This is a genomic window from Rhizobium acidisoli, from assembly GCF_002531755.2.
GTDB classification, from domain to species: domain Bacteria; phylum Pseudomonadota; class Alphaproteobacteria; order Rhizobiales; family Rhizobiaceae; genus Rhizobium; species Rhizobium acidisoli.
The window spans coordinates 541,290-554,939 of record NZ_CP034998.1 but is presented as its reverse complement, the minus strand read 5'-3'; the positions used below and the strand labels follow the sequence as shown (position 1 = coordinate 554,939).

The 13,650-nt window shown below is 63.3% G+C and carries 15 protein-coding genes; 7 read left to right on the top strand and 8 right to left on the bottom strand.

Going from position 1 to position 13,650, the window contains the following annotated elements:
• Nucleotides 1-36 precede the first annotated feature (36 nt).
• The 4 genes from CO657_RS02740 to CO657_RS02725 all read right to left on the bottom strand — a co-directional run bounded on the left by CO657_RS02740 (nucleotide 37) and on the right by CO657_RS02725 (nucleotide 2,824).
• Nucleotides 37-588: an AAA family ATPase gene (locus CO657_RS02740; protein WP_054181438.1), complete on the bottom strand. Its 552-nt coding sequence runs from the start codon at nucleotides 586-588 to the stop codon at nucleotides 37-39.
• Nucleotides 585-1,541 (bottom strand): glycine--tRNA ligase subunit alpha, encoded by a 957-nt coding sequence (locus CO657_RS02735; protein WP_003588215.1) that lies wholly within the window; start codon nucleotides 1,539-1,541, stop codon nucleotides 585-587. The genes CO657_RS02740 and CO657_RS02735 overlap by 4 nt, the downstream gene beginning before the upstream one ends.
• Before the next feature lie 212 nt (nucleotides 1,542-1,753).
• Complete coding sequence (locus tag CO657_RS02730; RefSeq protein ID WP_003588221.1) at nucleotides 1,754-1,945, bottom strand: hypothetical protein; 192 nt, start codon at nucleotides 1,943-1,945, stop codon at nucleotides 1,754-1,756.
• A gap of 18 nt (nucleotides 1,946-1,963) precedes the next feature.
• Nucleotides 1,964-2,824: a S49 family peptidase gene (locus CO657_RS02725; protein WP_054181437.1), complete on the bottom strand. Its 861-nt coding sequence runs from the start codon at nucleotides 2,822-2,824 to the stop codon at nucleotides 1,964-1,966.
• A gap of 216 nt (nucleotides 2,825-3,040) precedes the next feature.
• Between CO657_RS02725 and CO657_RS02720 the strand changes: the two genes are divergently transcribed.
• Nucleotides 3,041-4,381 (top strand): Nramp family divalent metal transporter, encoded by a 1,341-nt coding sequence (locus CO657_RS02720; protein WP_054181436.1) that lies wholly within the window; start codon nucleotides 3,041-3,043, stop codon nucleotides 4,379-4,381.
• A gap of 26 nt (nucleotides 4,382-4,407) precedes the next feature.
• On the opposite strand, the gene CO657_RS02715 is transcribed toward CO657_RS02720, so the two are convergent.
• Both CO657_RS02715 and CO657_RS02710 read right to left on the bottom strand, forming a co-directional pair.
• The gene (locus tag CO657_RS02715) at nucleotides 4,408-5,184 is read right to left on the bottom strand and encodes a tRNA1(Val) (adenine(37)-N6)-methyltransferase (protein ID WP_054181435.1); all 777 of its coding nucleotides are present in this window, start codon (nucleotides 5,182-5,184) and stop codon (nucleotides 4,408-4,410) included.
• A gap of 7 nt (nucleotides 5,185-5,191) precedes the next feature.
• Complete coding sequence (locus tag CO657_RS02710; RefSeq protein WP_012556751.1) at nucleotides 5,192-5,419, bottom strand: putative signal transducing protein; 228 nt, start codon at nucleotides 5,417-5,419, stop codon at nucleotides 5,192-5,194.
• Between the two features lie 108 nt (nucleotides 5,420-5,527).
• Here CO657_RS02710 and CO657_RS02705 point away from each other — a divergent pair, with 108 nt between their 5' ends.
• The 4 genes from CO657_RS02705 (at nucleotide 5,528) to moaB (ending at nucleotide 9,970) form a co-directional block, all read left to right on the top strand.
• Nucleotides 5,528-6,544: a polyprenyl synthetase family protein gene (locus CO657_RS02705; protein ID WP_054181434.1), complete on the top strand. Its 1,017-nt coding sequence runs from the start codon at nucleotides 5,528-5,530 to the stop codon at nucleotides 6,542-6,544.
• A 133-nt stretch (nucleotides 6,545-6,677) separates the two neighbouring features.
• Nucleotides 6,678-8,510 (top strand): tetratricopeptide repeat protein, encoded by a 1,833-nt coding sequence (locus tag CO657_RS02700; RefSeq protein WP_003588229.1) that lies wholly within the window; start codon nucleotides 6,678-6,680, stop codon nucleotides 8,508-8,510.
• A gap of 12 nt (nucleotides 8,511-8,522) precedes the next feature.
• Nucleotides 8,523-9,419: a 4-(cytidine 5'-diphospho)-2-C-methyl-D-erythritol kinase gene (locus CO657_RS02695; protein ID WP_054181433.1), complete on the top strand. Its 897-nt coding sequence runs from the start codon at nucleotides 8,523-8,525 to the stop codon at nucleotides 9,417-9,419.
• Nucleotides 9,419-9,970 carry a molybdenum cofactor biosynthesis protein B gene (gene moaB, locus CO657_RS02690; RefSeq protein ID WP_054181432.1) on the top strand — a complete coding sequence of 184 codons (552 nt, stop codon included), beginning with the start codon at nucleotides 9,419-9,421 and terminating at the stop codon, nucleotides 9,968-9,970. Before CO657_RS02695 ends, moaB begins: the two co-directional genes overlap by 1 nt.
• Nucleotides 9,971-9,991: 21 nt before the next feature.
• On the opposite strand, the gene CO657_RS02685 is transcribed toward moaB, so the two are convergent.
• Both CO657_RS02685 and CO657_RS02680 read right to left on the bottom strand, forming a co-directional pair.
• Nucleotides 9,992-10,306, bottom strand: coding sequence for a hypothetical protein (locus CO657_RS02685; RefSeq protein ID WP_054181431.1), 315 nt, complete (start codon nucleotides 10,304-10,306; stop codon nucleotides 9,992-9,994).
• Nucleotides 10,307-10,645: 339 nt separating this feature from the next.
• Nucleotides 10,646-11,164, bottom strand: a complete 519-nt coding sequence (locus tag CO657_RS02680) for a glycosyltransferase family protein (RefSeq protein ID WP_054181909.1) — start codon at nucleotides 11,162-11,164, stop codon at nucleotides 10,646-10,648.
• A 138-nt stretch (nucleotides 11,165-11,302) separates the two neighbouring features.
• On the opposite strand from CO657_RS02680, the gene CO657_RS02675 reads away from it, so the two are divergent.
• Both CO657_RS02675 and CO657_RS02670 read left to right on the top strand, forming a co-directional pair.
• Complete coding sequence (locus CO657_RS02675; RefSeq protein ID WP_054181430.1) at nucleotides 11,303-12,460, top strand: PA0069 family radical SAM protein; 1,158 nt, start codon at nucleotides 11,303-11,305, stop codon at nucleotides 12,458-12,460.
• A 304-nt stretch (nucleotides 12,461-12,764) separates the two neighbouring features.
• Entirely contained in the window at nucleotides 12,765-13,454 is a 690-nt protein-coding gene (locus tag CO657_RS02670) for a ribonuclease HII (protein WP_054181429.1), read from the top strand.
• Nucleotides 13,455-13,650 lie beyond the last annotated feature (196 nt).

The following is a 13,650-nucleotide window of genomic DNA, read 5'->3' as shown; positions in this document are numbered from 1 at the left end:
CTTGGTGCGAAGACTACGCAGGATTCCCAGCTGCCGTCAAACACCGATATGCGCGAGAATTCGGGCCGTCGTCTGCTCCGGCGAAAAGTCCGTCGTATCAATTTCGACGGTGTGTTCAGCCAGTCCGCGCAACAGTTTATAGTTTGCCCGAAGCTGTTGAAGCCTCGCCGTATCCGTCAGCTTGAGCGCCTCGGACCGGCCGGGGGAGATAAGGCGCCTGGCATTCTCCTCCGGCGCGCAATCGAGGAGAACCGCAACCAGATCCGCGCCCCTGGCGGCAGCCAGATCGAGATACCAGGAGAACATCGCACTATCATCCTCGTCATCCGAAAGAGCATCGGTGAAGACGAAGCTTTCAGCCGGATCGGTGCGCACGGCATGGTCGAAAACCACCCGCCTAATTTGCCCTCGCAGCGATGCATGCAGAGGGTTGCTGCGGGCGAAAAGAGCCTCTGCCGGATTGAGCAGCATGTGATTGTCGATAAGCCGGACGCCGAGCCTTTTCGCCAGCAAACGGCCGACGGTCAGCTTCCCGGTGCCTGGCCAGCCGTTGATATGGACGATACGGCTGGCAGGCTTTTGCGTCACGCCGCCTCTTTGCCCAAATTGACGCCGCCGGCGTCGGTCAGCAGGAAGGCTTCGCCGCAGGCCTTGGCCAGCGTGCGCACGCGCAGGATATAGCTCTGGCGTTCGGTGACGGAGATGACGCCGCGGGCGTCGAGCAGGTTGAAGACGTGGCTGGCCTTGATGCACTGGTCATAGGCCGGGAAGACGCATTTGTGCAGGCGCTGGTTGGCGTTGTCGTCAGGCGCGCCGGCATCGAGCAGCGCCCGACATTCCTTCTCGGCATCGACGAAGTGGCGATGCAGCATTTCGGTATTGGCGAATTCGAAATTGTGACGGGAATATTCCTGCTCGGCCTGCAGGAAGACGTCGCCGTAGCTGATCTTCTCGTCGCCTTCGCGGCCGTTGAAGTTCAGATCGTAGACATTGTCGACGCCCTGGACATACATGGCGAGGCGTTCGAGACCATAGGTCAGCTCGCCGGCAACGGGCGCGCATTCGATGCCGCAGACCTGCTGGAAATAGGTGAACTGCGAGACTTCCATGCCGTCGCACCAGCATTCCCAGCCAAGGCCCCAGGCGCCGAGCGTCGGGCTTTCCCAATCGTCCTCGACGAAACGGATGTCGTGCAGCAGCGGATCGAGACCGATTGCCGCCAGCGAGCCGAGATAGAGCTCCTGCAGATTGGGCGGGTTCGGCTTCAGGATCACCTGGTACTGGTAGTAATGCTGCAGGCGGTTCGGGTTTTCGCCGTAGCGTCCATCGGACGGGCGCCGCGACGGCTGAACATAGGCAGCCTTCCACGGCTTGGGGCCGAGCGCACGCAGCGTCGTGGCCGGGTGAAAGGTGCCGGCGCCGACTTCCATGTCGTAAGGCTGCAGCACCGCGCAACCCTTGTCCGCCCAGTAGCTATGCAGGGTCAGGATCAGCGCCTGGAAGGAGCGCTTCGGGTTCATATGGTCTGGGATAGCTGACATGACACGGCACCGATTGCATGGGGATTATCGGCGCGACAGGTGCCATGGAGGGCGGCGGGGGTCAAGGGTTTTGCGGGGGCATGTCGAGAGACGCTACCCTGTCGCCTGCCCCGAGAGAGGTCGGTGGGGACGGAGAGCTCGCGGCTTGTCCCTTTCGCCCCGCATGCGGGGAGAAGGTGCCGGCAGGCGGATGAGGGGCAGCTAGCGACGCCCTATTCCTCATCCCGCTTCAGCCGATATTCCCCGGTGACCGGATCCTTGACCAGCGTGCCGATCGCACCGGTCTGGCGTTCCCTTTCGGCGCGGCGCGATTTTTCCGCGAGCTTGCGGGCGTCGGAGACGAAGCGGCGGTAGAGCCACCAGGCTGAGAACACCAGGACCAGGATGGTGATAAGCTGCGCCATTTCCCTCTTTCGCTCCCCTCAAAGCCCGAAGCGGCCCCACAATGCTCTTTCTTCCGCCGCTTCGACAAGCCCTGTCGCGAGGCCGGATGCCGCACTTTCGAGCGAAACCGGCGACACGCCGGGAACACGGCGGCCAAACAGACCGCGGCCGGCGGCGACGAGTTCCAGCTTAGTCTTCTGGCCGTAGCGCCGCTTCAATTCCTGGCGCATGTCGCCGAGGCCGTCGACGAGGCCGAGTTCGAGGCCGCGGGTGCCGCTCCAGAACAGGCCTGAGAAGACCGCCGCATCGTCCCTCAGCTTACCGGCGCGGCGCTCGCGCACCATCGAGATGAAGACCTGGTGGATTTCAAGCTGCAGGCTCTTCAGATATTCGATGTCCTTTTCCTTTTCCGGCTGGAACGGATCGAGGATCACCTTGTTTTCGCCGGCGGTATAGACACGGCGCTCGACGCCGATCTTCTTCAAAAGTTCGGGAAAGCCGAAACCGCCGGAGACGACGCCGATCGAGCCGACGATCGAGGTCGAGTCGGCAATGATCTCATCGCCGGCGAGCGCGATCATGTAGCCGCCTGAGGCGGCGACATCCTCGACGAAGACCAGGACCTTCTTCTGCTTCTCGCGGGCGAGTTCGCGAATGCGGGTGAAGATCAGGCGGGACTGGACGGGCGAACCGCCCGGCGAATTGATTGTTATGGCAACCGCCGGCGCGTCCTTCATGGCAAAGGCCTTTTCCAGAACCGGAGCGACGTTGGCGAGATTGAGGGCCGGCCGAAACGGGCCGCCGCCGCTGACGATCGGCCCCTGCAATCTGACGACCGGGATGGTGATGCCGTTCTTGCGGAACCGTTTCGGCAGCAGCTTTCTCCAGAATCCGGCCATCTCTTATCCTTCGCTTACGGGTCGCACGATCGCGTCAATGACGATCGGCATCCATGTATGCGCTGGAACGACAAACGCAATGGCCGCGTTCTCGAAAACATTGGGCCTGAAAACATTGGGGCCTGAAAACACCGGATTGATTTTCTTGTTGCGAATGACTTGCATTATCATTCTAATTCGTCATAGTGCCACTCACGACTAATAGGTGGAAATCGCATGGACGCCCTGAATCCGAATGCAAACCGCGGCTGGCGGCACGAACGCGGCGAGGCGTCACTATCGGATGTCTACCGTACCGTCGGAACCGGGCGTCACAGCTCCAGATGGCGGCGGGCGGCGGCTTTCGCCGGGCCGGGCTATATGGTCGCGGTCGGTTATATGGATCCCGGCAACTGGGCGACGTCGCTCGCCGGCGGTTCAAAATTCGGCTATGCGCTGCTCACCGTCGCGCTGCTTTCCAACCTGATGGCGATCGTGCTGCAATCGCTCTGCGCGCGTCTGGCGATCGCCTCCGGCCGCGACCTGGCGCAGGCCTGCCGCGACGCCTTCCCCAGATATGTCTCGGTGCCGCTCTGGGCCTTTGCCGAGATCGCCATCATCGCCACCGATATCGCCGAGGTGATCGGCACGGCGATCGGCCTCAACCTCTTGATGGGCATCCCGCTCGAACTCGGCGTGCTGATTACCGCGCTCGACGTCTTCGTCATTCTCTTCCTTCAGAAGCTGGGTTTCCGCTGGGTGGAGGCCTTCATCATCGCCCTGCTCGGCGTCATCGCGGTCTGCTTCGGTGTGCAGATCCTGCTGGCCGACCCGCAATGGGGCGCCGTCGTCACCGGCTTCTTCCCGACGACGGAGATCGTCACCAATCCGGAGATGCTTTATCTGGCGCTCGGCATTCTCGGCGCGACCGTCATGCCGCACAATCTCTACCTTCACTCCGGCATCGTTCAGACGCGGGCTTATGGCCACACCGTTCCGGAAAAGAAGGAGGCGCTGACCTTTGCGACGATCGACTCGACGGTGGCGCTTTGTTTCGCGCTGCTGATCAACGCCTCGATCCTGATCCTGGCCGCTGCCGCCTTCAATGCGAACGGGAAGACCGATGTCGTCGAACTCGGCGACGCCTATTCGCTGCTGTCGCCGCTGCTGGGGCTCGCCATCGCGCCGACGCTGTTCGGCATTGCACTGCTCTGCTGCGGCCTCAACTCGACGGTGACGGCAACGCTTGCCGGCCAGATCGTCATGGAAGGTTTCCTGAAGATCAGGCTGAAGCCGTGGATACGGCGGTTGATCACCCGCGCCATCGCCATCGTGCCGGCTGCGATCGTCACCATCTGGTATGGCGACAAGGGCACCGCCGAGCTGCTGATCCTCACCCAGGTGGTGCTCAGCCTGCAGCTTTCCTTCGCCGTCTTCCCGCTCGTGATGTTCACCGCCAACAAGGCCAAGATGGGCGAGCTCGTGGCGCCGCGCTGGCTGAGCGGCATTGCCTATCTGATCGCGATCGTGATTGCCGGCCTGAACGTCAAGCTGCTCTTCGACTTCGTCACCGGCTAAAGCAATCGCGCGGAAACTGAACCGGCCTAAAGCCGGGCATAGGCCGCCCGGCCATTGTTGAAATCATCGACGAGAGGGGAGAACTTGTGGCTCCCCTCTTCGTGCATGATCAAGGGCGCGCGCAGCGACAGCCGCGCCCGCGAGCCCTTGATAGCAGTCACCAGGATACGCACGGCGTTTTCACCCGTGCGCGGATGGATGGCGGTGATCTCGATGCCGCCGAAGCGCCGGCCGCAGGCGGCAACGATCTCAGCGATCGATTCGGGTCTGGCGATCAGCGACAATTGCCCGCCCGGGATCATGATCGCACCCGCCGTGCGGATCCAGCTTTCCAACAGGCCGTCGGTCATCGCATGGGCTTCGGCCTTCAACGCATCCGGCGTGCGCCGATCGCCCACATGGTTGAAGGGCGGGTTCATGATGACGTGGTGGAAACTCTCATCGATGAGGCCGGCATCGTTGCGCGCCTTGGCGGTCAGCGTCACATCGGCTTCGACGAGGCCGACGCGGGCCGCGAGATAGGCGTTTTCGGGCAGGAGGATGCTGCGGCGGGCATAGTCGGCCATTTCGGCCGAGCGCTCGAACAGCACCACCTCCGCCTTGGCAAGCCGCGAGGCGACGGCAAGGCCGGCTGCACCGGCGCCGGCGCCGAGATCGGCGACCCGGATCGGACGGTCGTCGGCAACAAGGGCGGCAAGCAGCATCGCATCCATGCCGGAGCGATGACCCCTGCCGCTCGGCTGCACCACATGGAAGGCGCCGCGATGGAAGGCATCGACGGTTTGGGCGGGCTCCCCGGTCATCCCTCCCTCACGTCCTGTCGCGCAATTCGTCGCCGAGGCCGGCGTCGATCAGGATGCGGCGGGCCTGATCGGCCATCTCCTCATCGACCAGCAGGCGGCGCGGCAGCATGCCGAGCGAACCTTCCAGCACACTCATGCCCTGATCGGCGATGAAGCAGTGAATTCCGGCATCCTTCATCAAGCTCTCGGCAAAGGAGAGCAGGACGGCGTCGTTGGCGCGGATAAGTTCATGCATTTGCCGTCGTTTTCCTTCCAATTTCGCCTTGCGCGACAATTCACCCCTTGCCGCGTCCATCGCCCCTTTCTATTGTCAGATGCAAAGAATGAACAGGAGTCCGGGTCGTTGGGCGTGGTCATACCGCTTGAAGAAAGCAAAAACAAACTGGCATCCATCAAGCCATTGGTCGATCTCACCAGGGCGGATATGGAGCGGGTGAACCAGCTCATTCTGTCCAAGGCCGGCTCCGACGTGCAGATGATCCCCGAAGTGGCGAACCATCTGATCTCGTCCGGCGGCAAGCGGCTGCGGCCGATGCTGACGCTGGCGGCCGCCTCGCTGTTCGACTACCGGGGCGAAAACCACGTCAAGCTCGCCACCTCGGTCGAGTTCATGCACACAGCAACGCTGCTGCATGACGATGTCGTCGACGAAAGCGACCTGCGCCGCGGCAAATCGACAGCGCGGATGATCTGGGGCAACCAGGCAAGCGTGCTGGTCGGCGACTTCCTGCTCGGCCAGGCCTTCCGCATGATGGTCGATGTCGGCTCGCTCGATGCGCTCGACGTCCTGTCTTCCGCCGCCTGCATCATTGCCGAAGGCGAGGTGCTGCAGCTTTCCGTCGCCAAGAACATGGAGACGACGGAGGACGATTATCTCTCGGTCATCCGCGCCAAGACGGCGGCGCTGTTTGCCGCCGCCGCCGAAGTCGGGCCGATCGTCGCCGAGGCCGGCAAATCCGGCCGCAACGCGCTGAAATCCTACGGCATGAATCTGGGGCTCGCCTTCCAGCTGGTCGACGATGCGCTCGATTACGGCGGCAAGGCGGCCGATCTCGGCAAGAATGTCGGCGACGATTTCCGCGAGGGCAAGATCACCCTGCCGGTCATTCTCGCCTATCGCCGCGGCACCGAGGACGAGCGCGCCTTCTGGCGCGATGCGATCGAAGCCGGCAACAGCACCGACGCCAACCTCGAAAAAGCACTCGGGCTGATCACCAAATACGGCACGCTCGCCGACACGATCGGCCGGGCGGTCCATTACGGCACGATCGCACGGGACGCACTGGCGCCGCTGCCCGATACGGTCTGGAAATCCTCCCTGATGGAAGTGATCGACTTCTGCATCGAGCGCGTCAATTGATCAAACGTCCTTGATCTCAGGCTGAATTTCTTGCGGCGCCGCTTCAAAAAAGCCATCCTGTTATGAATCAGTGAACACAACTGGTTTCGCGACCGGCACCATTGTCGGGACGCTGTCGAAGAAAGGTTTCCTAATGCGGCAGAGAATTGCCATCCGTCTTCTTACGAGCGCAGCGCTTGCCGCTGTCCTTTCGCTGGGCGGTGTCGGCGGCGCGAATGCCGAGGATGCGGCCAAGCCGAGCGATGTGGCGAAGACCGATAGCTTCGATGCCGATAGCGTTACCACCTTCTCCGGCGCCTTCCTTGCGGCGCGCACGGCCGATGTCGATCATGACTACGAGACGGCGATCGAACTCTACAAGAAGGCGCTGCAGATCGAGCCCGGCAATCCCGAGATCCGCCAGCGGCTGATGATCTCGCTGCTGCTCAATGGCGACATCAAGGACGGCGTCAAATACGCCAACGACCTGAAGGGCGATCCCTCCGTCGAGCGCATCACCACGATCGTGCGCGGCATGGATGCCGTGCGCCGCGATGATTACAAGACCGCCGAGAGCATCCTTAAATATAACGGGCCGAACGATCTCGACCGGATGATGAACGACCTGCTGCTCGCCTGGGCCCGCGTCGGCGCCGGCCGCGGCAAGGAAGCGCTCGCCATGGTCGAGAAGATGAAGGGGCCGGACTGGGTCCGCATCTTCCAGAATTACAATGCCGGCGCGATCGCCATCGCCACCGGTGACGTAAAATCCGCCCGCAAGCATCTGAACGACGCCGTGCTCGACAAGGAGGGAGGTGCGACCGCACCCGATACCTTCATGCGCGCAGTGATGGCGCTAGCCCGTCTCGAAGCGACACAAGGCAATAAGCAGAAGGCGCTCGACGCCGTTTCCGTCGGCGACAACCTGCTGCCGAATTACGCGCCGCTGAACGCGCTGCGCGACAGTATCGAAAAAGACGAGAAGCAGGAGCAGCAGGTCAAGACGGCCGAAGAAGGCGCTGCCGGCGTGCTGTTTTCGGTTGGCGGTGCGCTGAACCGCGACGGCGCCGAAGATATCGTCTCGCTTTACCTGCAGACCGCCAATGCGCTCGACCCCAACAGCGCCGATACGCTGGTGCTGCTCGGCGGCATCGCCGAGAAGCAGAACCAGATGGATCGCGCCATTGCTCTCTACAAGAAGGTGCCGGAGAATTCGCCGATGCGGCGCATCTCCGAGCTGCAGCTCGGCCTTGCCCTTGCCCAGGGCGGCAAGGTGGACGAGGCGCGCAAGCACCTGCAGGCGCTGATCGCCTCCGACCCGAAGGATATCCGCAGCTACCTCGCCTATGGCAGCGTGCTCTCCGACGCCAAGGACTACGAGGCGATGGCCGCCAATTACGACAAGGCAGTCGACGCGATCGGCCCCATTCCCGGCCGCGCCAACTGGAGCGTCTTCTTCCAGCGCGGCATCGCCTATGAGCGGCTGAAGAAGTGGGACCAGGCGGAACCGAATTTCCGCAAGGCCCTTGAGCTCAATCCCGACCAGCCGCAGGTACTGAACTATCTCGGCTATTCCTGGATCGACATGAACCGCAACCTCGATGAAGGTCTCGGCATGATCAAGAAGGCCGTCGACCTTCGCCCCGACGACGGCTACATCATCGATTCGCTCGGCTGGGCCTATTTCCGCCTCAACCGCTTCGACGATGCCGTCGACGAATTGGAACGGGCAGCCCAGATCAAGGCTGGCGACGCGACGATCAACGACCATCTCGGTGACGCCTACTGGCGCGTCGGCCGCAAGCTCGAGGCCGTCTATCAGTGGAACCGGGCGCTCGCCTCCGAGCCGGAAGCCGCCGAGATCCCGAAGATCAAGGACAAGGTCGCCAATGGCCTGCCTGCCGTCAGCGACGATGCCAAGGCGGCCGACAAGAAGCAGCCGGATCCGGCCCCGGTCACGCCGCCGCCGGTCGACAAGAAATCCTGACGGACGACAAACATGCCTGAAGCGGGCCTGGCCGAGGCTTTCGGCGTCACCGAAGAGGCGCGCGCAAAGATCAATCTCGCTTTGCATGTGACAGGCCAGCGGGCAGATGGCTATCATCTGCTCGACATGCTGGTGACCTTTGCCGATTGCGGCGACCGGCTGGGCTTCCTGCCTGCCCAGACCGACGCCTTCACCCTGTCGGGTCGCTTCGGCGAGATGCTGGCCGGCGACGGCGGCACCAATCTGGTGCTGCGGGCGCGCGATCTCCTGCGCGAGCAGTTCGGCGCCCTCGCCTTCCCCGTCCATATCCACCTGCAAAAGAACCTGCCTGTTGCCTCCGGCATCGGCGGCGGCTCGGCCGATGCGGCCGCGGCGCTGCGCGGGCTGATGCGGCTCTGGGGCATGAGCCTGCCGGTGGAGGCGCTTGCCAGTCTGGCGCTGAAGCTCGGCGCCGACGTGCCGATGTGCCTTGAAAGCCGGCCACTGATTGCCCGCGGCATCGGTGAGGAGATCGAGGCCGTGGCTGATCTGCCGGCCTTTGCCATGGTGCTTGCCAATCCGCTGAAGGGTATGTCGACGCCCGAGGTGTTCCGTCGGCTGACAACGAAGAACAATCCGGCCCTGAGCCTGGCGCCCGGTCTATCCGGGAGTGCCGGCTGGCTGGCAGTGATCGATGCCGCCCGCAATGACCTGGAACCGCCGGCGCGCCAGCTGGTGCCCGAGATTGCGGTCATCTCGGCGATGCTGCAGGCCCGCGGCGCGCTTTTGACCCGCATGTCCGGCTCCGGCGCCACCTGTTTCGGGATCTTTGCGAGCATGGCTGAGGCGCAAGAGGCGGCGGCAGCCCTTCACGGCGAGCGGCCCGACTGGTATTTCCAGGCGACGGAAACGGTTTCGGGAGGCATGTGATGGCAGGTCTGGACGACAAGCGGCCCTTCATCGCCGTCGGCATTGCGGTTCTCACCGTCTCGGATACGCGCACGCCGGAAACGGACAAGTCAGGCGACACGCTGGCGGCGCGAATCACCGAGGCGGGCCACCGGCTGGTCGACCGGGCGATCGTGCCCGATGATCGCGAGAAAATCGCCGCCCGGGTGAAGGCCTGGACCGAGCTAGATGAGATCGACGTCGTCATCACCACTGGCGGCACCGGCTTTACCGGCCGCGATGTGACGCCCGAGGCGCTGGAGCCTTTGTTCGAAAAACGCATGGACGGCTTTTCCGCCATCTTCCACCGGATCTCCTACGAGAAGATCGGCACGGCGACGATCCAGTCGCGCGCCACGGCAGGCGTTGCCAACGCCACCTTCATCTTCGCGCTGCCGGGGTCGCCCGGCGCCTGCCGGGATGCCTGGGACGGCATTTTGAAAGCACAGCTCGACTACCGCAGCCTGCCCTGCAATTTCGTCGAGATCATGCCGCGTCTGGACGAACACCTGAAACGCGGCGCCAAGACATAGTCTGCTTGCCGCTGGCATTGGCTATGTGGCAAGCCCCGGCAGAGTGGGCATCGTTTCCCAGCTGTCACCCGACAGCAGAATGCAGCTTATGCCGTGAACATCCGTGACCACGAGCGTCCAGGTGCCGCTTTCGGCGGCATAGACCTCGAGAACGGCGTTCTCGTTGACCAGTCCGACCGCTGTCAGCTTTTCAGCGAAGTTCTTGTCCAGGAAATTGACGACCTCGGATCGGCCTGCGCAACTGAGCATCGTCTGTGATGCTGCCGAATGCGGATGCGCGATCACCAATGTCGGCAATATGACGGCCAGCAGGCCGTAAGCCATATCGCGTACCATGACGCACCTCCTTCCGCCGGGAACCCGGCAGAAGAGGAGATTGTCGCCGACCTGTTCTGCCGTCCACCGGCATTCATGGCCATCCGTTGCGAAGCGAGGCGCTTCGACGGCGCCATGGCGGAATTATAGCGCAAAATCCGATTGGGCGCCATCTTTGTGCGATGGTGAGCGCGTGATCACTGCTGGCTGCCCCTCATCCGGCTGCCGCCACCTTCTCCCCGTAAACGGGGCGAAGGGGAGTAGCCGCAACCTCTCCGTCCCTCTCCAACGTCTCGCAGGGCAAGTCCCCTCGCCCCGTTTACGGGGAGAGGGTTAGGGTGAGGGGCAGTTTCTCGTGTCCTACCGCGCGGCGCGCGCCACCCAGGCGGGGATCAGTTCGCTGGAGAGTTTACGAAGCTTCCTCTCCTTGACGAATTCGGCCAGCCGCATGCCGCTCCTGGCGGCGGCGAGCGCCTCGCTCTTCGGCATCAGCAAACCGAGCTCCAGCGGCGGCACGGCGCGGCCGAGGCGCTGGAAAAACGGGCGCCGGTAGCCGCGCGAGGCGGTGAAGCGCGCCGGCAGCTTGTTCAGCGCCATATATTCGGCGATCTCGTCGATCCAGCCGGCCTGAGGCCGTGCGCCGGGCTCGACGAAGAGCAGCCATTCGCCGCGGGCGGAGCGGACGATGTCCTTCATATCCCACTGCGAATAAAACCGGCAGCCGGCGGCGTCGGCGACCCGTGAGCTGCCGTCGCGCGAACCGTGATCGAGCACGACCACATCGCTGACGAGCCCCTCCACCGCGCCTGCCACCAAGACCGATAAAGTCTGGGCCAGCTCAGTTTCCTGATCCTGACATTCGAGAACAACCGTCAACATTGCCCATTCATAATGCGCCGCACAAATTATTGCCAGCGGCGTTTTGCGCATTTTGTTCTTGCATTGTTCTTGTTTTGCGGATAGGAATTTAATCATCAAAACGGGCGGAAGCGATGGCTTTTGCCGCGGGAGAATCCGATGAGAGAGCAGTCCCTGGCAGGGCAGGCCGCATTTGCGCCTACCAATACGGCAGATATTGCCGATGCGATGATCGTGTCCTCCGGGCTGCGAATCGAGGTCGATAGGCGTCGTGGGCGCGGGGCGGGATTGAACCCGACAGGTAGGTTCGAGGCGCTGCAGCGCGAGACCTTCGATGACGGCTGGCAGACGCTGGAAGAGCTGCCGCCGTTCAGGACGGACGTGCAGATCGAGAAGCCGCGCACGGCCATTACCCGCAACGAATCGCCTGACATTGGCTTCGATCGCTCGATCAACCCCTATCGCGGCTGCGAGCATGGCTGCATCTATTGTTTCGCCCGGCCGACGCACGCCTATATGGGGCTTTCGGCGGGGCTCGATTTCGAGACGAAGCTGTTTGCCAAGCCGGATGCGGCAAAGCTGCTGGAGCGGGAGCTTGCCAAGCCGGGCTACAAGGTGCGGGCGATCGCGATCGGCACCAATACCGACCCCTATCAGCCGATCGAAAAGGAATGGCGCATCATGCGCGGCATTCTCGAGGTCTTGAACAAGGCGAACCACCCGGTATCGATCGTCACCAAGTCTGCGATGATCCTGCGGGATCTCGACATTCTGCAGGAGATGGCGGCGAAGAACCTGGTGCGCGTCGGCATCTCGGTCACCACGCTCGACCGCAAGCTTGCCCGGACGATGGAGCCGCGCGCCGCCACGCCGCCGCGCCGGCTGGAGACCATCCACACGCTGTCGGAGGCAGGTATCCAGACGGCGGTGATGGCCGCCCCGCTCATTCCGGCGCTGAACGATCACGAGCTGGAGCGCATCCTCGAATCGGCCAAGGCTGCCGGCGCCGCCGAGGCGAGTTATGTCATCCTGAGACTGCCGCTCGAGGTCAGCCCGCTCTTCCGCGACTGGCTGCTGCAGCATTATCCCGATCGCTACCGGCATGTTATGTCGCTGGTGCGCTCGATGCGCGGCGGCAAGGATTACGATGCCGACTTCGGCAAGCGCATGAAGGGCGCTGGTCCCTATGCCTGGCAGATCGCCCGGCGCTTTGAAATGGCCGCCCGACGTTTCGGCCTGACACGGCGCGGCATGCCGCTGCGCGACGACCTGTTCGTGCCGCCGGATGGCAGCGGCGTGCAGCTGTCATTGCTCTAGGCTTTGTTCTTACGCAATTCTTGGCAAAAGCGCTTTGCGCTTTGCCCGGGGAAAACCGCGGCGCACTTTTCCTGGAATTGCTTTTTGACTGTTTACGCAATTCCGGACGGAAAACCGCAAAGCACTTTTCCTGGAATTGCTTGAAGCTTGCGCATCGGCCCCATCGAAAAACCGCCCTGTTTTCGAGCCCGAGCGCAATTCCCGCGGATGGCCCTGACCGCCACCATCCGCCGGACCCGGTCCCCGACCGCCGCCCTGATCGGGGACTTGCGGGCAATCGGGTTGGCGTGCGAGGTTCAGCCGCATGAAACCTCGCACACCACCCGATTCTCCCCAGCTGTTCCAAGCGGTTCCTTTGGTGCCGGATTTCCGGCTGGAGCTCAAAGCCCGCAAGGCCGGCCACTGGCCGGTGGCCGGCGCCGACGAGGCAGGCCGCGGGCCGCTGGCCGGGCCGGTCGTCGCTGCCGCCGTCATCCTCGATCCGAAGCGCATCCCGGAGGGGCTGAACGATTCCAAGCAGCTTTCGGCGCAACGGCGCGAGGAATTGTTCGTGCAAATCCTGGCGACCGCCACCGTCTCGATCGCCTCATCCAGCTCGACGCGGATCGACGAGACCGATATCCGCAAGGCGAGCCTCGACGCCATGCGCCGCGCCATCTGCAGCCTCGCCATTCCGGCAAGCTACGTGCTGACCGACGGGCTCGACGTGCCGCCCGGCCTTGACTGCCCCGGACAGGCGGTGGTCAAGGGCGATGCCCGCTCGGTCTCGATCGCCGCCGCCTCGATCGTCGCCAAGGTGACACGTGACCGAATGATGGCGCGGGCTCATCACGTATTTCCGGATTACGGCTTTGCCGCCCATGTCGGCTACGGCACGGCGCAGCACCGCGCCGGCATCGAAAAGCTCGGTCCCTGCTCCCTGCACCGGATGAGTTTTCGGCCGCTGCGCAAGGTCGAGGACGGTCCTCAGATGGACGAGCTGATTTCGGATTAGGTCGCCCAAAGAAAACCAGGCAATGAGAAGCCGGACGAGCACCGAAAGAGGCGCGTGGAAAAGAGAGGCCGCGGCATATTCTCTTCTCCCCGGCGGGGAGAAGGTGCCGGCAGGCGGATGAGGGGGCCGCACGGCACGTCCTCACGGAAAACCTATCCGCCACGCCAGCGCTAACCCCGCGCGCCACCGCCCTGAA